We start from the raw sequence: 22,994 nt of genomic DNA on the forward strand, positions 1-22,994 counted from the left end.
CACCATATGTCTACCGCAATCAGCGCCCAGGGCTCGAAGCTGGAGATCTCCAGCACGGCGGGCGCAGCCAAGACCATCACGGCCATCGCACTCGGCTTCCCGACCATCCTGACCATGGCCGCACATGGCATGTCCAACGGCGATGTCGTGACGCTGGCCGGCCTGACTGGTGCTGACGCCGCACTACTGAACGGCCAGACGGCCGTCGTCAAGAACAAGACAACCAACACCATCGCCGTCGACATCGATACCACCGGCAAGACTGTCACCGCAGCCGGTAACGCTACGCCGCTGACGTGGGTCAAGATCAAGAATCTGATCAGCTTCAGCGGCTTCGACGGCCAGGCCGGCGAGTTGGACGTCACCGACATGGACAGCACGGCAAAGGAATTTCTGCTCGGCCTGCAGGACTTCGGCACGTTCAGCTTCGACGTGAACAAGGACTTCACCGACGCCGGCCAGGTCGCGCTCGATGCCGCCAAGCAGGCGAGCAGCGTCAAGTCGTTCAAGTTGACGCTGCCCAACGGGCGCACCGCGACTTTCAGTGCCTATCCCAAGAATAGCCCGCTGTCCGGCGGCGTCGACGCGGTCCTGAAATCCAGCGGCATCCAGCTGCGCATCACTGGAGGCGTGACCTTCGCATGAGCCTGCTCACCAAAGACGCGATCTTCGGCGCGTCAGACATCGTTTCCGAAGACGTGCCGGTGCCGGAGTGGGGCGGTTCGGTGCGCGTTTGTGTCATGTCGGGCCTTGCGCGGGACGTATTTGTCAGCGGCGGGGGCAAGTCGGATGCTGGGTTCAGCGATTTCCAGGCGCGCTTGCTGGTGGCCACGGCGGTGGACGCCGCCGGCGACCGGATCTTCGAGCCGGCCGACGTGGAGCGGCTGCAGGCCAAGTCCCGCACGGTGCTGGACCGTTTGACCGCCGCTGCCATGCGCCTGAATGGCATCGGCCACCAGGCGCAGGAAGACATCGCAAAAAACTCCGACGCCGCCCTGAGCGGCGACACTGGCTCCGCCTCTCCCTCGATCTCGGAATCCCCGTCCGGCGACTCCAGCAAGAGCTGACCAGCTACGAGTTCGCCGAGTATGTGGCGATCTACGAGTTGGACCGCCGCGGCGGGCATTACGACGACCTACGCGCCGGTGCGATCGTGTCAATGATCGGGAATGTGAATCGGGACGCCAAGGCACATCCTGAGCCGTTCGGCCCGCTGGACTTCATCCCGTGGAACGAGCACCACGGCACCATCGCCGAACCGGTCTTGCTCGAGGATACCGAGGAGCAGTCGGCTCTGATCCTGCGCACCATGTTCCCCGGGATGGTGGATGCAGAGTGAGGCGCAGTCATCGCGCCGTAGTACAAGGCAGCCTTCGGGTTGCTCATTTTATGGGCGGAAGAAATGAGCGAAGTACTGAACGCGGACCGGATCTCCCTGGTGGTGGAGGCAGATTCCGAGAAATTCCGCGCCGATATGGGAAAAGCCGCGCAGGCGGTCCAGCAGTTCGGCACCCAAGCAGCGACGGCGGCAGGTAAGGCGGAGAAGGACCTGACGTCGATGGGCGACGCCGCGACACGAACGTCGGCCGCCAACGAAGCCGCCGCGGCACGCTTCCTGGCTTCGCTCGAGCGTCAGGCGGCCACCATTGGCCGCTCTAAGTCCGAGATCGCGGCGTGGCGCGCAGAACAGCTCAACGTGGCCCAGGCGGCGGCCCCGTGGATCGACCGCATGAAGCAAGCTGAGTCTGCTTTGAATGGTGTCGGCGTGTCATCGCGCCAGACGGCCGCGGCGATGCGCCAGGTGCCGGCCCAAATGACCGACATCGTTACCCAGCTGGCTGGCGGCCAGAATCCGCTCCTGATTCTCACGCAGCAGGGTGGGCAGCTGAAAGACATGTTCGGTGGCATCGGCCCGGCCGCAAAAGCCATGGGCACCTACGTCCTTGGCTTAGTCAATCCGTTCACGATTGCGGCCGCTGCCGCAGGCGTCATGGCCCTGGCCTTCTATAAGGGATCGGAAGAGGCATCCGAGCTGAACAAGAGCCTGGTGCTCACCGGCAACTATGCCGGCCTGACCGCGAACCTGTTCGATAACACCGCGCGCGCCATTGCGGATGCCACCGGGCGCGGCATTGGCCCCGCACGTGAGGCGCTGCAGGCGTTGGCGGGGTCCGGCCGGCTGAGTGGCGAGGCGCTGTCGGTTCTTGGCGAGGACATGCTGAAGATGGCGGCGCTGTCCGGGAAGTCCCTCGACGACATTGCCGCGGACTACGCCAGGATGCCAGACGGCGTTGCCAAGTGGGCCGAAGAGCACAACAAGAGCATGCACTACATGACTCTTGCGCAGTACGAGAACATCAAGGCGCTCGAGGACGCCGGCAGGACGCAGGAAGCAGTGCTGGAGAACGCAAAACTCCTGCATGCCCACCTTCAGACGAAGGGCGTGGAGAGCCTGGGCTATCTGGAGCGCGCGTGGCGTGGCGTTAAGAACTCGATCAGCGAGGCCTGGGATGCCATGAAGGCGTTCGGCCGTGAATCCACTGCTGGCGGCCAGGCCGATGAGCTGAACAAGAGCATGGCGTTCGTTCAGCAGCAGATCGATTCCCGCAAAGCCAAGGGTCTGAATACGGACCGGCTGGATGCCGCCATGGCGCGGATGCGTGGCGAGGCGGAGTCGCTGCAGCGCATGCAAATCGAGCAGAACCGGCTCGCCGAAGCCGGTGCGCGGTTCCAGCGCGAGCAGACCGCCGCCATCGAGGCCTCCGGCAAGCTCGACAAGATCGACGAGCAGACCGACAAGCGGAAGGCACTGAACAAGGCGCTGGAGGAAAACAAGCGCCTGGAAGCGGACATCCGCAAGGCCAACCCAAACGATGAGCGCGTTAGCGCGGCCGCGATCGCCGCGCGCGAGGCTGCGACTCGGAAGAAGCATCAAGAGAAGGGCGTTGGAGGCGGCGCACAGAATGCGCTGGGCGGGGATCTGGAGATGCTGCGCGGGCTTGCCAAAGAGCGCGAGCTGATGCAGAAGCAGGAGCAGTCGACGCTGGAGAAGCTTCGCGCGATGGATTTCTTCTCACAGGAGGAATACATCCATCGCAGCTACGAGGCGAAGCGTGCGGGGCTGGAGGACCAGCTGAAGCTGGCTGAGAAGGAGGCGGATGCCGCCGGCGGGCGGAAATCGCTTGCGGAGCGTCAACGTTATGCAAACCAAGTGAAGGAGTTGCAGCAGCAGATCAGCAACACCTTCGCCGAGGAGGCGGCCGACGTCGAAAAGTACCAGGAGAAGATCCGTGGCGCCGTATCGTCCACCGAGCTGAAGATTAAGAACTACAGCGCCACGCGCGAGTTGCAGACTCAGCGCCAATTCAGCGTGGTCGGTATGGGCGACAACGCGCGGCAACTGGTTGACCAACTCAACCAGGTACAGGACCAGTTCCGGCGCATGCAGGACGAATTCACGGAGAGCGTGAAGAAGGCTGGCGGCGCCAACGCGCTCGACTCGGACGCATACAAGGCCGAGATCGAGCGCATCAACGGCCTGATGAACACCCAGATGGAGCAGGAGCGCGCGTGGCAGGCCGAGAGGTTGACCATGCAGGGCGACTGGACCAACGGCGCGAATCGTGCCCTGCAGAACTATCGCGATAGTGCGGCCAACGTGGCGGACCAGACGGCGGGTATGTTCTCCGGCGCCTTCAAGGGTATGGAGGATGGGATCACCAATTTCGCGATGACAGGCCAGATTCGCTTCGGGGATATGGCTAAGTCAATTATTGCGGACCTGATCCGCATTCAGGTGCGCGCGCAGCTTTCCGGGTTGTTCCAAATGGGGATGAGTGCCTTGAGGGGGGCCGTAGGGGGTGGGGCTATGCAGTCTTCATTCGGAGGAATCCAAGGCAGCACAGATATGGCGGGTATCCCTGTCGACATGAGCAACCCGGTAGGTATCACGATGCACGCCAATGGCGGCGCCGCTTACTCCGGGACTCCATACATCGTCGGTGAGCGCGGGCCAGAGTTGTTTGTGCCAAGTGGATCCGGAACTGTAGTGCCGAACAATGCCTTGAGGCCGGCGAGCGCTGGTTCATTCGAGGTCAGTATCCCGCAGACGATCCATATCGACAGCCGCTCGGACCAAGCTTCGATCATGCAGGCCATGGCGGCGGCGAAGAATGCGGCGATTGGGGAGATCAAGGCCAACCTGATGCGCGGTGGCGATATGACTAAGCTGGTGGGGAGGTAGTAATGGCAATACTCGACTGGCCCATTGATGTTGTGCCTGCCAAGGCGACATGGGGACTCCAGTCCAACACGGAGACCTTTACGTCGCCATTGAATCGCGCAGTGCAGACTGTGGAGCGCCCTGGCGCCAGGTGGAGGGTCACGCTGGAATTCCCACCAATGAACGAAGTGAACCGTGGACGCCTGGAAGGGTTTCTAGCCGCTCTGGGAGGTATGGCCGGGCGCTTCACATTGTGGCCGCATCAGCGCCCTGCAGCAGCCATCCTGGCTATGCCGAGGGATGCATCACTGGTTTTGGACTTTTTGGCTCAGTCGTATCAGGTCGACGGCCTGCCGGTGGTGAATGGCGCCTTGTCGAACTTCAAGCTCCTGCCGACGAAGTTCTGGCCGGCAAACACACTAGTGCTGCGCGCGGGGGAATTTCTGTCCGCAGGTGGGGAGTTGAAGATGGTGACAACCGACGTTACCAGCGACGCTGCTGGTCTTGCCTCGGTGCCGGTGGCTCCAGCCTTCCGCAATGCTCCGGCGGATGGGTCTGCTATCACGCTTGACAAGCCAAAGACGACCATGATGCTGTCAAGCGACGAGTACTCGGTGTCGGTGATGCCCGGCCGGATTTCGGAGGTGGTTGTCATCAGTGCTGTGGAGATGTTCTAGATGGCGCGCAATCTTGACGGGGGCACTGTAGCGGCGGTTACTGCCGGGCATGTCCCTTACCTATTTTTTGTGCAGCTCGACTTTTCCCAACAACTGCGCGTATGCAGCGCCGGGTACAGCATTGATTGGAACGGGGCGACGTGGCTTGGGATTGGGACGCTGGGCAACATCGAGCCGATTCAGGAGCAGGCGAGCCTGGAAGCGACAGGAGTACGCCTGACCCTCTCTGGCGTGCCGTCCGATCTGGTTGCCATCTCTCTTGCAGAGCAGTACCAGGGGCGCCCATGCCAGATTTGGTTTGCGCCACTGCGCGAGGATCTGCAACTCGCGGTTCAGCCAATCCGCCTCTTCTCCGGGCGTATGGACACCATGGCAACGGAGGTCGGTGACACGGCGACGATCACTGTATCCGCAGAATCCCGCATGGTTACCTGGGATCGCGCAAAGGTGCGTCGCTACAACAACGAGGACCAGCAGAGCCGATACCAGGGCGACCGGGGTTTCGAGTTCGTGCCGCAGATGGTCGAGCGAAATTTACAGTGGGGGCGCTGATGCAGCGTTTGGAAGATTGGCCGACTCGCCTTGCCGAGTTCATCGAAGCCCGCCACGAGCGGGTTTTTTCATGGGGAGATTCAGATTGCTCGCTGTTTGTCTGCGACGCTATCGAAGCCATGACGGGCGCCGACCCGGGGGCGCGCTGGCGCGGTCTCTATTCGAGCGAGAAGGGTGCACGGCGTGTGCTGCGCGACAACGGAGGTGTCTCTGGAATCGCGTCGCTTGTACTGGGCTCGCCGGTGCCGGTAGCGCTGGCTGGACGGGGCGATGTGGTGCTAGTCGACACCCCGCACGGCGAGGCATTGGCGCTGTGCTTGGGTGGCCTTATCGCTGCGCAGGGGCAGGAAGGGATCGAGTTTCACCCCATGACGGCGGCGAAAGCCGCATGGAAGGTATAGGAGAGCGATATGCCAGCAATACCAGCAGCGGCATTAGCTTCAGCAGCCTTCGCAGCCGCAGGCGGCGTAGCAGCCGGCACCGCAGCTGTCGTTGCGGCCACGATCGCATACGGTGTCGCGTACGCAGTCGTTTCCTTGGCAGTCTCGTTCGCCATCGGTTCCTTGATGGGCGCTGTCTTCAAGCCGCGCACCCAGAACGGGTTCGCCGCCGAAGCCCAAGGCCGCACGCAGATCGTCCGCTCCAACGTCCAGCCGCGCAACATGATCTACGGGCGGGCGATGACGTCTGGCCCGCTCGTGTTCGCGGCCAGCACCAACGGAAGCGACAAGGCCAACCAGTTCATGCACCTGGTGATCGCGCTGGCCGACCACGAGTGCGATGCCATCGAGGAGGTGTATCTCGGCGAGGACGCTGTTGGCGGTCTGGACGGGTTCGGCTACGCAACAGGCGGCAAGTTCAGTAAGTCTTGGGGGGAATCCAGAACCAAGAGCTTCCCCGTTGATCCTCATGCGACATCGATGACGGTGTCAGTCGGGGAGGCGGTACGCAGCATATCGTCGGTCGTGGTTGGGGTCTCGAATGGGGAGTATGAGAACCAGTACACGGTCAATGACGTGTCGTGGAGCCAGGGCAGCGATGTCGTGACCGTGCGCGGTCTACCGGACGGTGCAACGGGTATCTCGATCACATTCGAGGCGTTGCGATCGAGGGCCTATGTCCGGATCAAGAAGCATCTCGGTGCGACCGATCAGGATGCCGATAGCGACCTGGTGAACGAGGTGCCCGGTTGGACCTATCACCATCGCCTTCTCGGGGTCTGCTACGTCTATGTGCGGCTGGAGTATGACGCCGACATGTTCCCCAATGGTTTGCCGAACATCAAGGCCGTGGTGCGCGGCAAGCGCGTGCTGGACCCGCGGGATGGCACGGTGTCCTGGTCGAATAACTGGGCGTTGTGCGTCTACGACTACTTGCGGGATGAGCGTGGCTTTGGCTGCACGGATGCAGACATCGATGTGGCATCGGTGATCAACGCAGTTGGTGTCAGCAACGAGAGCGTGGCGGTCGCCGGCGGGTACCAGTTACGGTACCGCTGCGATGGCATTGTGATGAGCGACAAGTCTCCGCGCGACAACCTGACCGAGATGACGACGGCGGGCGCTGGCGCGGTGGTGATTTCCGGCGGGGTGTTCCGTGTGTTCGCTGGCGCATACGACATCCCGACGGTCACGCTGACGGAATCGGACCTGCGCGGCTCGATCAAGGTGCAGCCGCGCATCTCGCGCAAGGACCTCTTCAATCGGGTCAAGGGAACCTTCGTGGACCCGTCGAAATACTGGCAGCCGGGCGACTTCCCGGCTGTGGGCAATTCGTTGTATTCGGCGCAAGACGGCGAGGTGATCGATCGCGACATCGAGCTGCCATACACCACCGACAGCGTCGCGGCCCAGCGGCTGGCGAAGATCATCCTGGAGCGATCTCGTCAGGGGATCGTGGTCGAGTTCCCGGCCAAGTTGACAGCCTTCCAGCTCACGGCCTACAGCACAGTCAAGCTGACGCTCGCGAAGTTCGGCTGGGCCAACAAGGTCTTCCGGGTGATGTCCTGGAAGATGAGCGCCGACGGCGGCATCGACCTGGTGCTGAACGAGGAAGCTGCGGCAGTCTATGACTGGAACATGGGTAACGCCACGACGGTCGACCCAGCGCCGGATACCAACCTGCCGAACCCGTTTCTCGTGGAGAACCTCGGTCAGATCCGCATGGATTCGGGCGAGGAACAGTTGATCGTCAGCCAGAGCGGTGTGGTGACGTCGCGCATCCTGGTGTCGTGGCCGGCTGTGCAGGAAGCGTCGCTGGCGCAGTCCGGCCGCATCGAGTTGCAGTACAAGCGCGCAGACCAAGCCGACTGGATGATGCTGGCCCCGCTGACGGCGGATACCACCAGTACTTACCTTTCGCCGGTCGAGGACGGCATGCCATACCAGGTGCGCGGACGGCTGGTCTCGGCGATCGGCGTGCGCAGCAAGGATTGGGCGTACTCGCCAGTGCATACGGTGGTCGGAAAGCTGGCGCCACCGGCGGATCTCACAGGCCTGTCGCTGACTGTGCTGAACGGCTTCGCCAATCTGACATGGGACGTGGCGCCCAACCTGGACGTGCGCAACGGTGGGCAGGCGCGGATCCGGCACACGACGGACCTGGTGCAGGCGAGCTGGGGCAGCGCGATCGATATTGGCGGCTACATCTCCGGCGCAGCGAACTCTGCGCAGTTGCCTTTGCTGGAGGGGGTATATCTCGCCAAGTGGATCGACTCAACCGGGCATGAGTCGCCGACGGCTGCCGCTGTGATTACCACCGCGCCCTCTCTGCTTGACCTGAACGTGGTGGCCACGATCATGGAGCACCCGGCGTTCTCTGGGGCGAAGAGCGGGGTGGTATTCGACCCGGCGGCAAACGGCATCAAGTTGGTCGGGCTCGGGCTCATTGACGATCAGGGGCTGATCGATGCCGGCGGGCTGTGGGACACGCAACCCGCGATTGATGGGCTCGGCCTGATCGATGACGTAGTCGGAAATGGTGGGTGGGGGCTGATCGACTCGCTGGGGGGTATCGCGAACAGCGGCACCTATACGTTCGCGGGATCGCTGGATCTCGGCGTCGTCGAGAAATCCAGGCTCACGGCCACCATCGATTCGGTGTCCTTCGATACAGATGACCAGATCGACTCGCGGCTGAATCTGATCGACACGTGGGGGTCAGTAGACGGGAATCGCATCAACGATACCGCAGTGTCGCTGTATGTGCGGACCACGTCGGATGACCCGGGCGCGTCGCCGATCTGGTCCGAGTGGCAGCGTTTCTCGATGGGCGACTACGAGGCCCGGGCGTTCCAGTGGAAGGTGATTCTGGAAAGCCAGTCGTCGACGCACAACGTGGCTGTCACAAGCCTGACGGTTGGGGTCGATATGCCAGATCGCATCGAACATGGCCATGACGTCATTTCAGCGGCAGGGCCGCAGGCGATCGTGTTCAGCAAGCCGTTCCGGATCGTGCCGTCCATTGGCATAACGGCACAGAACGGTGTGCAGGGTGACTACTTCAACATCACCAGCAAGTCCGAAGCGGGCTTCACCGTCAACTTCTTCACCAGCGCGGGCACGCCAGTCTCCAGGCGGTTCGACTGGGATGCCAAAGCCTACTAACTCCGAGAGGTAAGCATGTCTCAACACGACCTGGTTCTCGACAACCAGACGGGGGCGCTTTTTCGCGCGGACCTGAACGCCGCACTGAAGGCGATTGCAGAAAACCAGGGCGGCTCCGTTGCGCCGACCACGACCTATGCGTATCAGTTCTGGGCTGACGCGGGGGCGGGCCTGCTCCGAATGCGGAACGCTGCCAATACCGCATGGGTCACTATCGGGCTGTTGGGTGTGCCGAATTTCGGCCACATCCTGCCAGGCGCCGTCTTTTACCACGGCAAGAGTGCAGCGCCATCGGGCTACCTGAAGTGCAATGGCGCGGCAGTATCGCGTACGACCTATGCAGACTTGTACGCGGAGATCGGCACCACCTTCGGCGCGGGTGATGGCTCGACGACGTTCAACCTTCCCGAGCTGCGCGGCGAGTTCCCGCGCGGCTGGGACGACAGCCGTGGCGTCGACGCTAGCCGGGTCTTCGGTAGCGCACAGGCGCAGGGCGAGCGCGCTCACTACCACACGATCCAATACAACGTGTATGGGCTTGGTGGCGGCGGCTCGAATATCACCATCGTGAACACGAACACGGACGGCGCCACGATTACCGGCGGAGAAACGCGACCTCGCAACGTCGCGCTGCTGGCCGTGATCAAATACTGAGGACCGATATGAACATCCACAACTATCACCCGATCACTGGCGAGTTCCTTGGCGCCGGCCTGGCCGACGAAAACCCGCTCAAGCCGGAGGATCCGATCGTGCCGGGTTATGCCACGCCGCATGCACCGCCGGCCGCCGGCGCGCGCCGCGTCGCGCTGTACCTGGGCGCGGACCTGCGGCCACCGCAGAACTGGCCGGACGGTGCCTGGACACTTGCGCCCGACTACCGGGACGAGCCGCTATTCCGCACGGCCGACGGCTCGCCGTTCGTGCTCGGGGCCGAGTACTCCGGCCTGGGCGACCTGCCGGCATTCCTGACCGACGAGCCGCGCCCGTCGCCCGCGCACAAGTGGGCCGACGAGGAATGGACGTTGGACGTGGCGCTGGAGACCGAGCAGCTCGCTGCTTCTGTGCGTGCGAGACGTGACGCGTTGCTGGCCGAGGCAGACCGGCTGATCGCGCCCCTGATGGACGGCTTCGTGCTGGGCGAGCTGGATCCGGCTGACGAGGTTCTGCTGAAGGCTATGAGCCAGTACCGCAAGGCCCTGCGCGCGGTCACGAGCCAGGCAGGATTCCCGCGCACCATCGACTGGCCGGTCAAGCCGGCGTAAAGCCGCACCAACATCGCATAGAGCCGCCTCCGGGCGGCTTCATTGTTTCTGGAGATCTCCATGCCGCCGAACGACAAGTTTGCGAGCAGCGCCAAGGCCATTACCGGGCCGTCCGAAACCTATTTCGCGATCACCCCAAGCGACACAGTCGACTTTGCCGAGATCGCCAACAGCATCCGCGTCGGCACCGGTGGCGACGTCGTCGCAGTGCGCCCGGACGGGACTTCGGTCACTTTCAAGAATTGCGCGGCCGGTGAGGTCCTGCCGATCCGGGCACGGCGCGTCAATGCGAGCGGCACCACCGCACTCGACCTGGTGGGCCTATGAGACTCGGTCTCGGATTGTCAGTGGCTTGCCGCAAGCGCGCTGGCGCGTACGACGGCGATGACGTTAGGTTCGGGACGATGCTGCTGGACTTCACGTCCGCCAACGAGCCGACGATGGTTCTTGATTTTGCCGCCAACGTGTATCGCGCGTGGGTCGATGACCCGAGCTGGCCGTATGGAACCACGGGCGTATTCAAATCGAAGGGATAAAGGATGCTTTTCAATCGAAATTTCGCCGACCTGATCACCTTCACGCGGGCCTCGGCCGGATGGAGTTACAGCCCCGGCGGGGTGCTCGTGCAGGCAGCGGCCAACGCGCCGCGCTTGGACTACGATCCCCTGACGCTTGCGGTGCGAGGGCTGCTGATCGAGGAGCAGCGGACGAATCTGCTCTGGCCGAGTATGTATGGCACCGCTAGCGCGCCCACCTACTACACGATCACGAATGCCGCTTCTCTGGTGTCGGGGCAGCAGGCAATTCGCTTCGTCATGAAGGGCGTAGGCGGCCCCAATTCGCCAACGACGGGCGGCACGCAGTTCACGGCTACTGGCGCAATGTGCCAATGGTCAATTGTTGAGGCCGACCCAGCCTCGGTGGCTGGCGCTGTCACGCGGCTGGTGTTCTACAAGACGTCTGGAACCCCCGGCGTTTGGGGTGGGGTCAACCTGGATCTCACGACTGGTGTAGCGACGCTCGCCAGCGGGACTGGAACGGTCACGTACGGCGTTTCCAAGCTGTCCAACGCGGGCCCCAACGGCGGAGCGGTCTACCTGCTCTGGACTGCCACCACCAATGCCGGAGGGGAGACGCTGAATGCGTACCCGTACACGATCACCGACGGCTCTGCATCTGGTACAGGAAAGTCCGTGATCGTGCACCACTTCCAGATGGAGGCGGGAAGCCTACCGTCATCGCCGATCGTGACGACGACGGCCCAAGCCACCCGCGCCGCCGACAACGCGACCATCACCGACCTGAGCAAGATCGCCTACAACCAGACCGAAGGCACGCTCATATCGAAGTTCATTGTTCCGCCGGCGGCGAGCACCGCGCAAGGCATTTTCAATGTGAACGATGGGACGATCGCGAACCGCTTCATCGCCTACGTGCTCTCCGGCGGATTGCGCATCATGTCGGCGGTCAGCAACGTGCCATTAACTATCAATGCCGGGGCTCTCCCTACTGCCGGCTCTGCGGCGAAGATCGCCATGGCGTATAAGGCGAATGATTTCGCCGTCTCTGTCAACGGCGGGGCGGTTACGATGGGCTCGACACTTGGACTTGCAACAGGAATGTCCATGCTCCGACTCGGCGGGACAAACCATGCTGCAGGATCGGAGGCTTTTAACTCCTGTCTTCAGCGTTTGGATTACATCCCGGTGCGCAAGACGAACGCCGAACTGCAAACTCTTTCCGCGTGAGGTGACTATGTTCCATGACTACTACCTGCGCGGTCCCGACCGCGACACTACGCGCGCGGCGCTGCTGGCCGCCGGCCTGACGGTCGAATACACCGAGGACGGCGAGCCGGTGCGTATGCCCGCCGAGGGCGTCAACCTCTCGACCATCGGCACGATCTACGAGGGTGGCGAGTGGGATGCCGACGGCAACGTGATCACGCCGCCGACGGCTGTGCCCGGGTGGCATGTGAACCTGCGGCTGGAGCGCCCACTATCCGCCGGCGAGACGGCGGCGCTGGGAAGCATCGTCGTCGCACCGGAGCCAGGCACACCGTATCGTGTGTGGGCATGAAGGAGAGAGCTATGGACGATCAAGACTTGTCACACGCTCAGCGCCTGCTACTGCAACTGTGGATCCCTGTATCGGAGCGCCTGCCGGAAGAGGGGCAGGCCGTGCTCGCCGTGGGGCCGGTCCATGACACGTATAGCGACTATGGCGGTTGGGGGCAGGTGGAGGTGATGCCGGTCAGGTACAAGACCGATAAGCGAGACGGCCAGGCTCGCTTCTTCTTTCTGTATCGTCGCGATTATGTCTGGGACGTATGCGATGCAACCCACTGGATGCCGCTTGCGGTGCCGACTGAGGACGCCGCCGAAAGCATCAAAAAGGCGTTGGCGTAGCCAAAGGCGGTAGCACAGTGAGTCTGCAAAAAAAGACCGGCTGAGACGGGAAATCGTTGCCGGTCTTGCACAGAAGTCAATGCACAAAAGGAGCGCAGCAGGCGCCGCGCGGCACGAATTAGATCAAAATAGTATTTGATATACAACATTTAATTTGTAAGAGTTGCGTGACTAAGTGTCCCTAAATGCAGTCAATGCCCGCCGCGTGCGGGCTTTTCCTTTTCTGGAGTCCGCATGGACCAACAAGCTTTCCRGGCCGCCGCGGGCCTGTCGCCGGCGCTCGCCGCGCGCTGGTGGCCACACATCGAGCCGGCGCTCTTCGAGTTCGGGATCCTGTCGCCGGCGCGTGTGGCCGCGTGGATCGCGCAGACCGGCCACGAGTCACTGGGCTTCTCGCTCACGCGCGAGCTCTGGGGCCCGACGCCGGCGCAGATGCGCTACGAGCGCGACCTGTCGGCGCCGTGGCCGCCGGCGGATCGGGCCAGCCGCAACCAGAAGCCGTTCGAGCTGGGCAACAGCCAACCGGGCGACGGCAAGCGTTTCATGGGCCGGGGCCTTATCCAGATCACCGGGCGCGCGAACTACCGCACGTGCGGCGCTGCGCTCGGCTTCGACCTGCAGGCCACACCAGCCATGCTCGAGGGCGATGCGCTGGCCGCGCGCTCGGCGTGCTGGTTCTGGCATTCGAGGGGACTGAACGCGCTGGCGGATGCAGGGGCGTTCGAAACCCTGACCCGACGGATCAATGGTGGCATCAACGGGCTTGCCGACCGCCAAGAGCGCTGGGCGCGCGCAAAGCAATTCATCAAGGGATAACGGGGAGGGTTAAATGCAAGAGCACGAAAAGAGCCTGGCAATGCTGGTCGTAATGGGCGCGATGATCGCGCTGGGGAAGCTGCTTGTGAGCGATGAACACCTGACCTTCCGGCTAATCATTGGCCGGGCGCTGCTGGGCGCGGCCACGTCGATGATTGCCGGCGTGGGTCTGATCCAGTTTCCGGAGCTGCCGCCGCTGGCGCTCTACGGCATCGGCAGCGGCCTTGGCATTGTGGGTTCGCAGTACATCGAGGTATGGCTGAAGCGCAAGCTGCGCCAGGGGGCGGCGAAGTGAGCGCGCTATCGAAAGTCCTGCGGCAGCCCACAGCCGGCTGCCTTTCCTTCTGGTGCCCCGGCTGCGGCCAGTCTCACCAGATTCAGCATGGCAACGGGCCGGGCCCGCGCTGGGGCTGGAACGGTGACGTGGAGCGCCCGTCATTCACGCCCAGCGTGCTGGTGCGCAGCGGCCACTACGTGCCCGGGCATGAGACCGGCCGCGACTGCTGGTGCGCCTACTACGCCGAGCACCCGGACGAAGAGCGCGATTTCGAGTGTGGCGTGTGCCACAGCTTCGTGACGGATGGCCGCATCCAGTTTCTGGGCGACTGCACGCACGCGCTGGCCGGGCAGACTGTGCCGCTGGCCGAATTTCCGGAGGGTTGGGGATGCTGATGCCGACGATTCCGTGGCGCGCCTGCGGCGTGGCGGCGCTGCTCGGCGCCGTGCTGGCGGTGGTGCTGGCCTACCTGCTGTATTTCGCGCCGCGTGCGGACGCCGCCGCCAAGGCGCTGCAGGCTGCAACCGAACGCACCGGCCGCGTGCAGGACGCCAACGCGCGGTGCGCCGCCGACGTGGACAAGGCCAACGGCGCCGTGGCGGCGCTGAAGGCGGCGGCGGACGAGCGCGCGAGCCGGGTAGCTGCGGCACTGGCCCAGGCCGAGAGCCGCGCCGCCGCGGCGGAGGGTAAGGGCACCGAACTGGCGCGCCGGCCGCCGGGCAAGCCGGCCGACCTGTGCGGCTCGCTCGACGAGCTGCTGACCGAGGCGATCAAGGAACGGAGGGCCGGGCGATGAAGAGCATTCTGGTGCTGGGCACGCTGCTGGCCGGCTGCGCTGGCGCGCCGCAGGTGATCACGCAGACGAAGACGGTGGAGGTGCCGGTGGCGGTGCCGTGCAAGGTTCCGCAGGTCGCACGGCCGGCCTGGGCACTCGAGCAGGTGGACCCGGATGCCGACGTGTTCACGAAGGGGCGGGCGGCACTGGTGGAGGTGCGGCAGCGGGCGGCCTATGAGGTGAGGCTGGAGGCGGCGGTGGCTGCCTGCCAGTGACGTAGTCGCAGACCTGCGCGCTACTCTGGTTTTTCACGGGTGGCGAGTATGGTGCGAATGTCCTGCTCATACCTACCTGCGACGCGGGCACTCAACCAACGAAGGGCAAAGAAAGTGGCAACGGTTAGGGCAAATGCAAGCCCAAGCCCGGTTGATTGTGCTACGGGCAGAGGGACCGACGCAGTCCATGGAATGAGCGAAGTGTATTGCACCGAAAAAGCAACCACGATAAGGCAGCCCCCAAATACGTAGTCTGCCTTTTGTGCAGCTAGAGCCTTGGTCATATGGGGGTTCCAACCCCAGTAGGTGCCAGATAGTTCTGCCATGTTGGCTGGGCTCTGCTTGACAACGCCCACGGCGAAAAATATAGAACCAAGTATGCCGATGCATGCGGACAGAATTTGTAGCGCAAAAGAGAGCGTCATATGGGCTATGGTCCTATTTTTCCGTCGTGGTACGTGATGCCCTCGGAGCTGGCGCGCCATCCATCAACTCTGCGGGATATGGTCGCATGAAGCTGCGCGCCCGCTCCTGATCCCGGCAGGTCAGCCAGTCGTCCCATTCCGCCGTGGGCACGATCACGATCATGCGCTTTTCCTTGCCCGGAGCGTGGAAGCGGTTCATCAGCGGGTGCTTGTCCGAATTCATGGTCAGCATGGTGAGATCAGGGCAACCTCGGCTTCCCTGCACAGGACCAAACCACGCAGCACGCGCCCGCCGCCCCTGACGCACTTTCTGAACTCCACAGGCGCATCGTCCCACCGCCCCACGTTGACCCGCTTGCGCAGCGTGCGCATGCTGCCGGCGCCGAGGTACCCGGCCTAGCGTTGTGGGGTGGGGGAGGAAATCGAAGCTGGTAAAATCTGATGTGAATGCGCCTTAATGCGCATGCCAGGATTCGTCATGGGCACTGACAAGATTTGTCACGATGCGCCTGATACATCGAGTTACAACTGACACACTTTGTCATAATGATGCGGTTTTCGACCAGATTTGGCCTGGCACGAGGGTTGCATATAAGGTTTGCGCAGCAAATTGCTGCCTACAAATAATTGGGGGTCAATCTTATGAAAAAAGCACGGATGGGAATCAAGCGGGTACAAAAGGGCTTCACGCTGATCGAACTGATGATCGTGGTCGCGATCATTGGTATCTTGGCGGCGATCGCGATTCCGCAGTATCAGGACTACGTGACGAAGTCTAAATGGCAGAACAACATTGCCGATCTGGCCGCTCTCAAGACTGCAGTTTCCCAATGCCTTCAGGTCAATGCTGGTGATGGATCGTTGTGTGATACTGCTGCGGAGCTGAATATTAATTCTCTGCCGACGCCCAAGTACGCGACCGGCGCTGTTGCTCTGACTGGCACGGCAGCCACTGCCGGCCCTCCCGCAGTTCCGGGTAAGGTGAATGTTAAATTCACCGGAAAATCTGAGGTAGGCAGCTATATCTACGAGGCAGATTGGGCTCCGGACGCAACCGGAACCCAAGTTTCGTTCAGTAAGATCGGTACTGACAGCATTCCTACGAATATTATGCCGGCTACCAACCGCTAATCACACCTGAGTATTGGCTTGTGAGCGCCTTCGGGCGCTTTTTTCATTTCCGGAGAAGTATGTTGTCCTTGCCCACTACGACTGAGATGATCGCGTCGCTCGATGCAGAACTGGTGGATTTCCTTGGCGAGCGCATGAGGCTCGCGGCAACGCTGGCGGCTGCGCGCACGCCGGACGAGATTGAGCAAGAAGTGCAACGGATGCGTACCCTGGCCACGATCTACGGTGCGCCCCTCGGCCTTGTGGAGCAGGTTGCTCGCTTGCTCTTCGCGGCAGAGGCGCCAGCGGACAAGGGCTGAATGTAAAAAGGCCCGCTATTGCTTCATGAACCATTGGGGGTCGTGTTCCGCGGCGCGCCTGCCGACGAATTGGCACTGAAGTATCTTAAAACAAGGGAAAGCGAGCAGGACACAAAAGGCCCATTGTTGCGTGGCGCACACAGCCAGCTCACGCGGGGCGCGCTACGGGGTGCATTGCGGTAAATCATTGATTTATAAAACGACGGGCGGCCTGCAAAGCCGTGTTCGCCAGTTCAACTCTGATCGCCGCTTAGATCGTTAAGCACTTAGCGCTGCCCTAATCGGTGGCGCTTTTGCTTTTTAGCGAACCAAGTGGCGGCACTCGCTGGTAAATAGGGCGAAGTCTCCCCGGGGTTCCTGTGCTCCTAAAGGGACAAGCTTGTCTGGCCGCGTGAACTCGTCCTCCTGCTCCCTCTTTTCGCCCCATCGACTGTCTGGCAAATTCCGTCTTGCTCGTTCCTGTTCCCCCTCCCCGCGCTGCTCGTCCCGCATGCCAGCACCGTTGCCTGGGCTCTAGCGGCACCTCCTGGCGCTGTCAGTTCATTGCTTCCTTTTGTCGCCTATCATTCGCTATTTTTAGGACTTATCCTATTATCGTCGTTTATTTTCTGTTTTCTGGCATTTTTGCTTCAGCAAATGCCACCGGATGCCGTAAAGACGGAGGTAAGACCCGTTCAAAAGACGGTTCGCCGGATCTGAAGTCTTCGCAAGCGCGCTTCGAAAGTAGATTTGTCTGGGCTTGTGGGTGGTTTGGCGCGGCAGGAGCCGTGCACGCGACCCGTGGGCGTCATTTCAACATCCTCCTTTCCAGGAATCGGTGCCCGCCCTGTGGCGGGCGCCGGCTATGCGTAATGAATATCACTCAACGCCTGCTGGCCACCTTGTCGCTGGCCTTGTTCGCCATACTTGCCCTCGGTGTCGGCGGCATCTGGCAACTCCGCGCATCGCAGGAGCGCTTTTCCTACTTCAACGACAACACGCTGGTCAGCGTACGCACGCTGGATGACCTCTGGGCCAATGTCAACGGCATGCGCGTATCGCTCTACGCCTATGCCCTGTCGGACGAGGCGAGCGGGCGCGCGGAAGCCGTGGCGGCTTTAGCGAAGGCTGACCAGGCTTTCGATACGATTGTTGCCACCTACGAACGCAACGACATCTCGGATGAGAAGGACCGGGCGCTGCTGGAAGCCGACCGGGCCGCGGTGAAGCGGTACCGGGTGGAGCGGGAGCGTTTCCTGGAGAAGTCTGCGGAGGGCGATGCCGAGGCGGCGCGGGGCATGTTGCTGGGTGGCTCGCTCTTCAAGGCCGCGACGGCGCTGGGCACGGCCATCAACGAACACGTTGCCTACAACGCCGCCTTGGGCAAGCAGGTGGCCGAGAACAACCGCAAGGCGTACGAACTGGCGCTGACGGTGTTCTGCGCGATTATCGGGGCCGCCTTCGTGATCACCGGCGCGATGGGTTTTTCGCTCTATCGCCGAATCCACGGCAGCCTGGCGGAGATCGAGCAGACCTTGCACTACGTCAGCGAGTCGCTCGACCTTGGGCGGCGCGCATCGGTGCGGCACAACGATGAGATCGGGCGGACGGCGATTGCCTTCAACGAATTGATCGAGCACGTCGCCTCGGCGCTGTCGGAGGTGCGCATGTCGACCGATTCGGTGAGCACGGCGGCCCATCAGATCGCCGCCGGCAATGCGGACCTTTCCTCGCGCACGGAACAGCAGGCGGCAGCGCTGGAGCAGTCCGCGGCGAGCATGGAGGAGCTGGCGGTGACCGTGCGGCAGAATGCCGAAAACGCGCGCCAGGCCAGCGGCCTGGCGGACAATGCCGCCGACGTGGCGGTGCGCGGCAGCACGGCGGTGCAGCAGATGGTGGATACCATGGGTGTGATCAGCACGAGTTCCACCCGCATCGCCGAAATTACCTCGCTGATCGAAGGCATTGCCTTCCAGACCAACATCCTGGCGCTCAATGCCGCCGTGGAAGCGGCGCGTGCCGGCGAACAGGGGCGCGGTTTCGCGGTGGTGGCGGGCGAGGTGCGGAGCCTGGCGCAGCGTTCATCCAGCGCGGCCAGGGAGATCAAGGACCTGATCGATACCGCGGTCAACACGGTAAGCACCGGCTCGGCGCAGGCGGAAGATGCCGGGCGAACCATGAATGAGATCCGCGTGGCCGTGAAAAGAGTGTCGGACATCATCGGCGAGATTGCCGCGGCTTCCAGCGAACAGAGCACCGGGATCGAGCAGGTCAACCAGGCTGTCGGGCAGATGGACCAGGTGACGCAGCAGAACGCCGCCCTGGTGGAGCAGGCGGCCGCGGCTGCGCAGTCGCTGGATGAGCAGGCCCACAAGCTGCGCGATACGGTGGCGACGTTCCGGCTGGCTGCTAACTAGCAAAGGGAGGGCCAGGCCCGGTGGTGCCGGACGCCATGTCCGGCCGGTTTCCGGGCCTGGCACGCGGTCCCGCTGACTTCCTTCCGGGTGGTGACCACAGCGGACCGCACCTTCGACACGAGTCCATTCGGTGCCGTGTTCATAAGCCGGAACATTAAAGGGCCACATCCGGCCCGATTCCCCGCTTTGCCGCAGTGATGATCGTGTTACATTCCATATCGTAGTCTTCGCGGGGCGTTCGGGGGATATCTGGCCTGAACTGTGCGCCATTGTCCGGATGGACCACTGCCACGCGATTGCCCCCGGGCCCTGTAAGACTCCCGTTCCCGTTTTCCCTCAATCAGCGCGGTACCTCCTGGCCACTGCGCGGCGCTCGACGCCGCAAGGAAGGCAAGGGGTTGCTTTGTGGTCCCCGCCGGGCTCTTGCCGGGGAGGGCGGGCGAGGTCATCCAGTCAACGCCGTCATGGCCACCTACGAGGAACCCAGAACGCATGCATCACGCTACCCCGCTCATCAGCACCATCGTCGGCGGCCTCGTCCTGGCGTTTATTCTTGGCGCGCTGGCCAACCGGCTCAAGCTGCCACCGCTGATCGGCTACCTGTGCGCGGGGATCGTGGTTGGACCGCATACACCGGGCTATACCGCTGACCAGGCGCTGGCTCCCCAGCTGGCGGAGCTAGGGGTGATCCTGCTGATGTTCGGCGTTGGGCTGCATTTTTCCCTCAAGGACCTGATGGCGGTGAAGAAGATCGCCATTCCTGGCGCTGTGGTGCAGATCGCCATCGCCACCATGCTTGGCATGTGCGCGGCCTGGGGCTTTGGGTGGGAGTGGGGGCCTGGCCTGGTCTTTGGGCTGGCGCTTTCAGTGGCGAGCACCGTGGTGCTGCTCAAGGCGCTGCAGGAGCGCGAACTGGTTGAGTCGCCGCAGGGCCGGATTGCGGTCGGGTGGCTGATCGTGGAAGACCTGGCCATGGTGCTGACGCTGGTTCTGCTGCCGGCACTCGCAGGATTGCTGATGCCGTCTGGCGATGTGGCGGGCCAGGATGCCGCCGTGCCAGGCTCGGGCGAGATCTTGTTCACCGTGCTTGCCACCCTGGGCAAGGTGGCCGCCTTCGTCGCCGTCATGCTGGTGATCGGCCGACGCTTTATTCCGTGGATGCTGGAACGCATCGTCTGGACCGGCAGCCGTGAACTGTTCCGGCTCGCGGTGCTGGCTACCGCGCTTGGCGTGGCCTTCGGCGCCTATTCACTGTTTGGCGTGTCGTTCGCGCTTGGCGCGTTCTTTGCCGGCATGGTGCTGGCGGAGTCCGAGTTCAGCCATCGCGCGGCCGAGGAGTCGCTGCCGCTGCGCGATGCGTTCTCGGTGCTGTTCTTCGTTTCGGTCGGCATGTTGTTCAACCCCATGGTGCTGATCACCGATCCCTGGGGCGTACTGGCCACGCTGTTTATCATCGTGGTGGGTAAATCGCTCGCCGCGCTTTGCATCGTGCGGGTGTTCGGGCATTCCACCCGCACCGGCATGACCATCGCGGTCAGCCTGGCTCAGATCGGCGAGTTCTCCTTTATCCTTGCCGGCCTTGGCGTCTACCTGAAGATCCTGCCCGAGCGCGGGCAGGCGCTCATCCTGGCTGGCGCGCTGCTGTCCATCGTGCTCAATCCATTGTTGTTCCACCTGCTCGACCGCTACAACGCCAGGCAAGCGGGCGAGGGTGATCCGCAGGCGGCCTGAGCGCGGGAGCGCGGCCGTTCAGTGGCCGCCGGCAGCGTCGCAGCGGAGATACTCGGTGAAGGCCAGCAGGCCCTGCGTCGGGTATTTGTCCTGGTGGACCACCAGATGCAACGGTCTCACTACCTCGGGCAAGCCTTCGCGCAGCGCTACCAGGGTACCCCGCTGCAATTCGTCCTCCACGACTTGCAGTGACAGGCAGCTCACACCATAGCCGCTCATCACGGCGCGTTTGATGGCCTCGGAATTGCCCAGTTCCAGGGCAAAACGCAGTTCGCCCAAGAGCGGGGCCAGGCGTTGCTCGATGATCTCRCGTGTCCCCGAGCCGGGTTCGCGCACAATCCAGTCCGCATCGCGCAAGGCTTCAAGGTCGCCCTGCCGGCTTGCCAGCGGGTGTGCGGGACTGACCACTACCACCATCACATCGTCGCGCCAATGGGCGCTGCGCAAGTCTCGCTCGTGGCAGGTGCCTTCGATCAGCCCGATATCCGCTTCGAACTGGAGCAGCGCCTGCAGCACTTCGCGGGTGTTGCCGATGCGCATGTCGAGCGCGCAAGGCCCRCTCTGCGCGTGCCGAAAGCCCGCGAGCAAGCCGGGCAGGATATAGCTGCCGATGGTATTGCTGGCGGCAATGCGCAGTTGTACGCCGGGCTGGACGGTGAAGCGCTCGAGTTCATGGGCCTGATCCAGCAGCGAAAGCGCACGTGGGAAAAACAGGCGGCCGGTCTCATTGATGCTGAGGCGGCGCGCAACCCGGTCAAACAATGCGCCGCCCAGCGCGCTCTCCAGATCTGCCAGTGCCGCGCTCACGGCGGATTGAGACATCGCCAGCGCGTCGGCCGCCGCGACAGTGCTGCCGTGCTGCGCAACCGCGACAAAGACGGAGAGCTGGCGCAGGGTCAGGCGGAGAGGGCGCTGGTTCATATCTGAAATTCAGGTAACGTATAGCGATATTACCTGTTTTACAGGTTTTCGCCAGCTAAGTAGGCTTGGGACATGCTTAATTCGCGCCCCGAAGCCCTCCGGCTGCAGGGGTAAGGGATCCCGCCATGTCCACCACCTCTTCGACCGCAGTTGCCAGTCTTGGCGCCCAGCCGCCATCATGGCCGACAAGGATCCTGACCCTGGTGCCGTTGGGTTTCATCGCCTGGCTGGCCATGGTCTTCTCGGCCCACCCGGCCTTCTCGCACCTCGGCTTGAGCGCGCTGACGCTAGCCATGTTTGCCGGCATGGTGGCCGGAAATACCTTGCCGCAACGCTGGCTGACCCCGCTGGGGCCCGGCATGCAACTGGCGCGACAGCAGTTGCTGCGGCTCGGCGTGGCGCTGTACGGCCTGCGGCTGACCTTCGGCGCCATCGCCGACCTTGGCCTTGCCGGCGTGCTGGTACCTTTGGCCATGCTGGTGTCGACCATGCTGTTGGGCGTCTGGATCGGTTCCGCGCTGCTTGGACTGACCCGCCGGGAAGCGATCCTAGTCAGCGCGGGCAGCGCGGTCTGTGGAGCCGCTGCGGCCATCGCGGTCGCGTCGGTCGTGCGCACCGACGACCGTCAGACGGCTGTCGCCGTGGCCACCGTGGTGTTGTTTGGCACGGCGGGCATGCTGCTGTATCCCTATCTGTTTGAACTGGCCACGCAGCACTGGCACCTGGCAATCAGTGAGCGCACGTTCGGTATCTATACTGGCGCCACCCTGCACGAGGTGGCTCAGGTAATCGCGTCGGGCAAGATGGTCAGCGATGCCACCGCGGACGCCGCGGTAGTCACGAAGATGGTGCGCGTACTGGCGCTGGGGCCGTTGCTGCTGGTGCTCGCGCTGTGGCCGAAGGGTGCCCCCGGGGCCGAGGGTGAAAGGGCAACCGGCGCGCGGCCTTGGGGCGCGATCCTGAAGGCCGTGCCATGGTTCGCCGTGGGCTTCGTGGCGGTCATGGCGGTGCATTCCGCCGGCCTTGTGCCCGAGGACTGGAAGCCCACCCTGCTGGCGTTCGATAACTGGCTGCTCGCTTGCGCGATGCTGGCGATTGGCCTGCACACCCGCATCGGCACCTTGCTGCGCGCCGGACGCAAGCCACTTGTGCTGGCTGGCCTGCTGTTTGTATTTCTGGTGGTGGGAGGGGCGCTGCTGTGCGCGGTGGTGGCCTGATC

General features: G+C 63.1%; 29 protein-coding genes. 25 read left to right on the top strand and 4 right to left on the bottom strand.

What is annotated here, in order from left to right; all coding sequences use genetic code 11:
- Nucleotides 1-6 precede the first annotated feature (6 nt).
- From AC1DT6_RS08450 to AC1DT6_RS08545, 20 genes are all read left to right on the top strand, one after another.
- Nucleotides 7-645, top strand: a complete 639-nt coding sequence (locus AC1DT6_RS08450) for a phage tail tube protein (RefSeq protein ID WP_441629921.1) — start codon at nt 7-9, stop codon at nt 643-645.
- Complete coding sequence (locus tag AC1DT6_RS08455; protein WP_441629932.1) at nt 642-1,067, top strand: hypothetical protein; 426 nt, start codon at nt 642-644, stop codon at nt 1,065-1,067. Before AC1DT6_RS08450 ends, AC1DT6_RS08455 begins: the two co-directional genes overlap by 4 nt.
- A complete protein-coding gene (locus AC1DT6_RS08460; RefSeq protein ID WP_477114634.1) occupies nt 1,064-1,339 on the top strand; it encodes a phage tail assembly protein T in 276 nt (91 codons plus the stop codon). Before AC1DT6_RS08455 ends, AC1DT6_RS08460 begins: the two co-directional genes overlap by 4 nt.
- 63 nt (nt 1,340-1,402) lie before the next feature.
- Nucleotides 1,403-4,243 (top strand): phage tail tape measure protein, encoded by a 2,841-nt coding sequence (locus AC1DT6_RS08465; protein ID WP_477114622.1) that lies wholly within the window; start codon nt 1,403-1,405, stop codon nt 4,241-4,243.
- 158 nt (nt 4,244-4,401) lie between these two features.
- Nucleotides 4,402-4,899 carry a hypothetical protein gene (locus AC1DT6_RS08470; protein WP_441629925.1) on the top strand — a complete coding sequence of 166 codons (498 nt, stop codon included), beginning with the start codon at nt 4,402-4,404 and terminating at the stop codon, nt 4,897-4,899.
- Entirely contained in the window at nt 4,900-5,451 is a 552-nt protein-coding gene (locus tag AC1DT6_RS08475; RefSeq protein ID WP_477114623.1) for a hypothetical protein, read from the top strand. It begins immediately after the preceding gene.
- Complete coding sequence (locus AC1DT6_RS08480) at nt 5,451-5,852, top strand: DUF6950 family protein (RefSeq protein ID WP_441636940.1); 402 nt, start codon at nt 5,451-5,453, stop codon at nt 5,850-5,852. The genes AC1DT6_RS08475 and AC1DT6_RS08480 overlap by 1 nt, the downstream gene beginning before the upstream one ends.
- A 9-nt stretch (nt 5,853-5,861) precedes the next feature.
- The gene (locus AC1DT6_RS08485; RefSeq protein ID WP_477114624.1) at nt 5,862-9,056 is read left to right on the top strand and encodes a phage tail protein; all 3,195 of its coding nucleotides are present in this window, start codon (nt 5,862-5,864) and stop codon (nt 9,054-9,056) included.
- Nucleotides 9,057-9,071: 15 nt separating this feature from the next.
- Nucleotides 9,072-9,710: a phage tail protein gene (locus AC1DT6_RS08490; RefSeq protein ID WP_441636936.1), complete on the top strand. Its 639-nt coding sequence runs from the start codon at nt 9,072-9,074 to the stop codon at nt 9,708-9,710.
- 8 nt (nt 9,711-9,718) lie between these two features.
- Nucleotides 9,719-10,321 (top strand): phage tail assembly chaperone, encoded by a 603-nt coding sequence (locus AC1DT6_RS08495; RefSeq protein WP_441636934.1) that lies wholly within the window; start codon nt 9,719-9,721, stop codon nt 10,319-10,321.
- Nucleotides 10,322-10,381: 60 nt separating this feature from the next.
- The gene (locus AC1DT6_RS08500; protein WP_441636932.1) at nt 10,382-10,648 is read left to right on the top strand and encodes a spike base protein, RCAP_Rcc01079 family; all 267 of its coding nucleotides are present in this window, start codon (nt 10,382-10,384) and stop codon (nt 10,646-10,648) included.
- 77 nt (nt 10,649-10,725) lie between these two features.
- A complete protein-coding gene (locus AC1DT6_RS08505) occupies nt 10,726-10,857 on the top strand; it encodes a hypothetical protein (RefSeq protein WP_477114625.1) in 132 nt (43 codons plus the stop codon).
- A gap of 3 nt (nt 10,858-10,860) precedes the next feature.
- Nucleotides 10,861-12,069: a phage head spike fiber domain-containing protein gene (locus AC1DT6_RS08510; protein WP_477114626.1), complete on the top strand. Its 1,209-nt coding sequence runs from the start codon at nt 10,861-10,863 to the stop codon at nt 12,067-12,069.
- Nucleotides 12,070-12,076: 7 nt separating this feature from the next.
- A complete protein-coding gene (locus AC1DT6_RS08515; protein ID WP_477114627.1) occupies nt 12,077-12,400 on the top strand; it encodes a hypothetical protein in 324 nt (107 codons plus the stop codon).
- Between the two features lie 11 nt (nt 12,401-12,411).
- Nucleotides 12,412-12,729, top strand: coding sequence for a DUF551 domain-containing protein (locus tag AC1DT6_RS08520; RefSeq protein ID WP_441636924.1), 318 nt, complete (start codon nt 12,412-12,414; stop codon nt 12,727-12,729).
- A gap of 234 nt (nt 12,730-12,963) precedes the next feature.
- Nucleotides 12,964-13,545 carry a glycoside hydrolase family 19 protein gene (locus tag AC1DT6_RS08525; protein ID WP_477114628.1) on the top strand — a complete coding sequence of 194 codons (582 nt, stop codon included), beginning with the start codon at nt 12,964-12,966 and terminating at the stop codon, nt 13,543-13,545.
- Nucleotides 13,546-13,558: 13 nt separating this feature from the next.
- A complete protein-coding gene (locus tag AC1DT6_RS08530; RefSeq protein WP_309405163.1) occupies nt 13,559-13,840 on the top strand; it encodes a phage holin family protein in 282 nt (93 codons plus the stop codon).
- Nucleotides 13,801-14,217: a ubiquitination-like system serine protease family protein gene (locus tag AC1DT6_RS08535; RefSeq protein ID WP_477114629.1), complete on the top strand. Its 417-nt coding sequence runs from the start codon at nt 13,801-13,803 to the stop codon at nt 14,215-14,217. Before AC1DT6_RS08530 ends, AC1DT6_RS08535 begins: the two co-directional genes overlap by 40 nt.
- Entirely contained in the window at nt 14,217-14,618 is a 402-nt protein-coding gene (locus AC1DT6_RS08540) for a hypothetical protein (protein WP_477114630.1), read from the top strand. The genes AC1DT6_RS08535 and AC1DT6_RS08540 overlap by 1 nt, the downstream gene beginning before the upstream one ends.
- Nucleotides 14,615-14,872, top strand: coding sequence for a hypothetical protein (locus AC1DT6_RS08545; protein WP_477114631.1), 258 nt, complete (start codon nt 14,615-14,617; stop codon nt 14,870-14,872). The genes AC1DT6_RS08540 and AC1DT6_RS08545 overlap by 4 nt, the downstream gene beginning before the upstream one ends.
- 20 nt (nt 14,873-14,892) lie before the next feature.
- Here AC1DT6_RS08545 and AC1DT6_RS08550 read toward each other — a convergent pair whose 3' ends face one another.
- Genes AC1DT6_RS08550 through AC1DT6_RS08560 form a run of 3 tightly spaced genes read right to left on the bottom strand, consistent with a single transcriptional unit; the run spans nt 14,893 to nt 15,669 of the window.
- Nucleotides 14,893-15,297, bottom strand: coding sequence for a hypothetical protein (locus AC1DT6_RS08550; RefSeq protein ID WP_441636914.1), 405 nt, complete (start codon nt 15,295-15,297; stop codon nt 14,893-14,895).
- Nucleotides 15,298-15,310: 13 nt separating this feature from the next.
- Entirely contained in the window at nt 15,311-15,529 is a 219-nt protein-coding gene (locus AC1DT6_RS08555) for an SOS response-associated peptidase family protein (protein ID WP_441636913.1), read from the bottom strand.
- A complete protein-coding gene (locus tag AC1DT6_RS08560) occupies nt 15,523-15,669 on the bottom strand; it encodes a glycoside hydrolase family protein (RefSeq protein ID WP_441636911.1) in 147 nt (48 codons plus the stop codon). Before AC1DT6_RS08560 ends, AC1DT6_RS08555 begins: the two co-directional genes overlap by 7 nt.
- 270 nt (nt 15,670-15,939) lie before the next feature.
- Here AC1DT6_RS08560 and AC1DT6_RS08565 point away from each other — a divergent pair, with 270 nt between their 5' ends.
- From AC1DT6_RS08565 to AC1DT6_RS08580, 4 genes are all read left to right on the top strand, one after another.
- Nucleotides 15,940-16,428: a pilin gene (locus tag AC1DT6_RS08565; RefSeq protein WP_477102371.1), complete on the top strand. Its 489-nt coding sequence runs from the start codon at nt 15,940-15,942 to the stop codon at nt 16,426-16,428.
- A gap of 68 nt (nt 16,429-16,496) precedes the next feature.
- Nucleotides 16,497-16,727, top strand: coding sequence for a hypothetical protein (locus AC1DT6_RS08570; protein ID WP_441632561.1), 231 nt, complete (start codon nt 16,497-16,499; stop codon nt 16,725-16,727).
- Between the two features lie 851 nt (nt 16,728-17,578).
- Nucleotides 17,579-19,123 (top strand): methyl-accepting chemotaxis protein, encoded by a 1,545-nt coding sequence (locus AC1DT6_RS08575; RefSeq protein WP_441632563.1) that lies wholly within the window; start codon nt 17,579-17,581, stop codon nt 19,121-19,123.
- Between the two features lie 492 nt (nt 19,124-19,615).
- The gene (locus tag AC1DT6_RS08580) at nt 19,616-20,854 is read left to right on the top strand and encodes a cation:proton antiporter domain-containing protein (RefSeq protein ID WP_441632565.1); all 1,239 of its coding nucleotides are present in this window, start codon (nt 19,616-19,618) and stop codon (nt 20,852-20,854) included.
- Between the two features lie 18 nt (nt 20,855-20,872).
- On the opposite strand, the gene AC1DT6_RS08585 is transcribed toward AC1DT6_RS08580, so the two are convergent.
- Nucleotides 20,873-21,775: a LysR family transcriptional regulator gene (locus AC1DT6_RS08585; protein WP_441632567.1), complete on the bottom strand. Its 903-nt coding sequence runs from the start codon at nt 21,773-21,775 to the stop codon at nt 20,873-20,875.
- Between the two features lie 125 nt (nt 21,776-21,900).
- Here AC1DT6_RS08585 and AC1DT6_RS08590 point away from each other — a divergent pair, with 125 nt between their 5' ends.
- Nucleotides 21,901-22,992, top strand: coding sequence for a YeiH family protein (locus AC1DT6_RS08590; RefSeq protein ID WP_441632569.1), 1,092 nt, complete (start codon nt 21,901-21,903; stop codon nt 22,990-22,992).
- Nucleotides 22,993-22,994: the final 2 nt, after the last annotated feature.

This window comes from Cupriavidus sp. 01L45, from assembly GCF_056399885.1.

What these genes read in the sequence shown, in the direction of transcription:
- AC1DT6_RS08450 (WP_441629921.1), top strand. Translation starts at nt 7, where the DNA reads ATGTCTACCGCAATCAGCGCCCAGGGCTCGAAGCTGGAGATCTCCAGC.
- AC1DT6_RS08455 (WP_441629932.1), top strand. Translation starts at nt 642, where the DNA reads ATGAGCCTGCTCACCAAAGACGCGATCTTCGGCGCGTCAGACATCGTT.
- AC1DT6_RS08465 (WP_477114622.1), top strand. Translation starts at nt 1,403, where the DNA reads ATGAGCGAAGTACTGAACGCGGACCGGATCTCCCTGGTGGTGGAGGCA.
- AC1DT6_RS08470 (WP_441629925.1), top strand. Translation starts at nt 4,402, where the DNA reads ATGAACGAAGTGAACCGTGGACGCCTGGAAGGGTTTCTAGCCGCTCTG.
- AC1DT6_RS08475 (WP_477114623.1), top strand. Translation starts at nt 4,900, where the DNA reads ATGGCGCGCAATCTTGACGGGGGCACTGTAGCGGCGGTTACTGCCGGG.
- AC1DT6_RS08480 (WP_441636940.1), top strand. Translation starts at nt 5,451, where the DNA reads ATGCAGCGTTTGGAAGATTGGCCGACTCGCCTTGCCGAGTTCATCGAA.
- AC1DT6_RS08485 (WP_477114624.1), top strand. Translation starts at nt 5,862, where the DNA reads ATGCCAGCAATACCAGCAGCGGCATTAGCTTCAGCAGCCTTCGCAGCC.
- AC1DT6_RS08490 (WP_441636936.1), top strand. Translation starts at nt 9,072, where the DNA reads ATGTCTCAACACGACCTGGTTCTCGACAACCAGACGGGGGCGCTTTTT.
- AC1DT6_RS08495 (WP_441636934.1), top strand. Translation starts at nt 9,719, where the DNA reads ATGAACATCCACAACTATCACCCGATCACTGGCGAGTTCCTTGGCGCC.
- AC1DT6_RS08500 (WP_441636932.1), top strand. Translation starts at nt 10,382, where the DNA reads ATGCCGCCGAACGACAAGTTTGCGAGCAGCGCCAAGGCCATTACCGGG.
- AC1DT6_RS08505 (WP_477114625.1), top strand. Translation starts at nt 10,726, where the DNA reads ATGCTGCTGGACTTCACGTCCGCCAACGAGCCGACGATGGTTCTTGAT.
- AC1DT6_RS08510 (WP_477114626.1), top strand. Translation starts at nt 10,861, where the DNA reads ATGCTTTTCAATCGAAATTTCGCCGACCTGATCACCTTCACGCGGGCC.
- AC1DT6_RS08515 (WP_477114627.1), top strand. Translation starts at nt 12,077, where the DNA reads ATGTTCCATGACTACTACCTGCGCGGTCCCGACCGCGACACTACGCGC.
- AC1DT6_RS08520 (WP_441636924.1), top strand. Translation starts at nt 12,412, where the DNA reads ATGGACGATCAAGACTTGTCACACGCTCAGCGCCTGCTACTGCAACTG.
- AC1DT6_RS08530 (WP_309405163.1), top strand. Translation starts at nt 13,559, where the DNA reads ATGCAAGAGCACGAAAAGAGCCTGGCAATGCTGGTCGTAATGGGCGCG.
- AC1DT6_RS08535 (WP_477114629.1), top strand. Translation starts at nt 13,801, where the DNA reads ATGGCTGAAGCGCAAGCTGCGCCAGGGGGCGGCGAAGTGAGCGCGCTA.
- AC1DT6_RS08540 (WP_477114630.1), top strand. Translation starts at nt 14,217, where the DNA reads ATGCCGACGATTCCGTGGCGCGCCTGCGGCGTGGCGGCGCTGCTCGGC.
- AC1DT6_RS08545 (WP_477114631.1), top strand. Translation starts at nt 14,615, where the DNA reads ATGAAGAGCATTCTGGTGCTGGGCACGCTGCTGGCCGGCTGCGCTGGC.
- AC1DT6_RS08550 (WP_441636914.1), bottom strand. Translation starts at nt 15,297, where the DNA reads ATGACGCTCTCTTTTGCGCTACAAATTCTGTCCGCATGCATCGGCATA.
- AC1DT6_RS08555 (WP_441636913.1), bottom strand. Translation starts at nt 15,529, where the DNA reads ATGCTGACCATGAATTCGGACAAGCACCCGCTGATGAACCGCTTCCAC.
- AC1DT6_RS08560 (WP_441636911.1), bottom strand. Translation starts at nt 15,669, where the DNA reads ATGCGCACGCTGCGCAAGCGGGTCAACGTGGGGCGGTGGGACGATGCG.
- AC1DT6_RS08565 (WP_477102371.1), top strand. Translation starts at nt 15,940, where the DNA reads ATGAAAAAAGCACGGATGGGAATCAAGCGGGTACAAAAGGGCTTCACG.
- AC1DT6_RS08575 (WP_441632563.1), top strand. Translation starts at nt 17,579, where the DNA reads ATGAATATCACTCAACGCCTGCTGGCCACCTTGTCGCTGGCCTTGTTC.
- AC1DT6_RS08580 (WP_441632565.1), top strand. Translation starts at nt 19,616, where the DNA reads ATGCATCACGCTACCCCGCTCATCAGCACCATCGTCGGCGGCCTCGTC.
- AC1DT6_RS08590 (WP_441632569.1), top strand. Translation starts at nt 21,901, where the DNA reads ATGTCCACCACCTCTTCGACCGCAGTTGCCAGTCTTGGCGCCCAGCCG.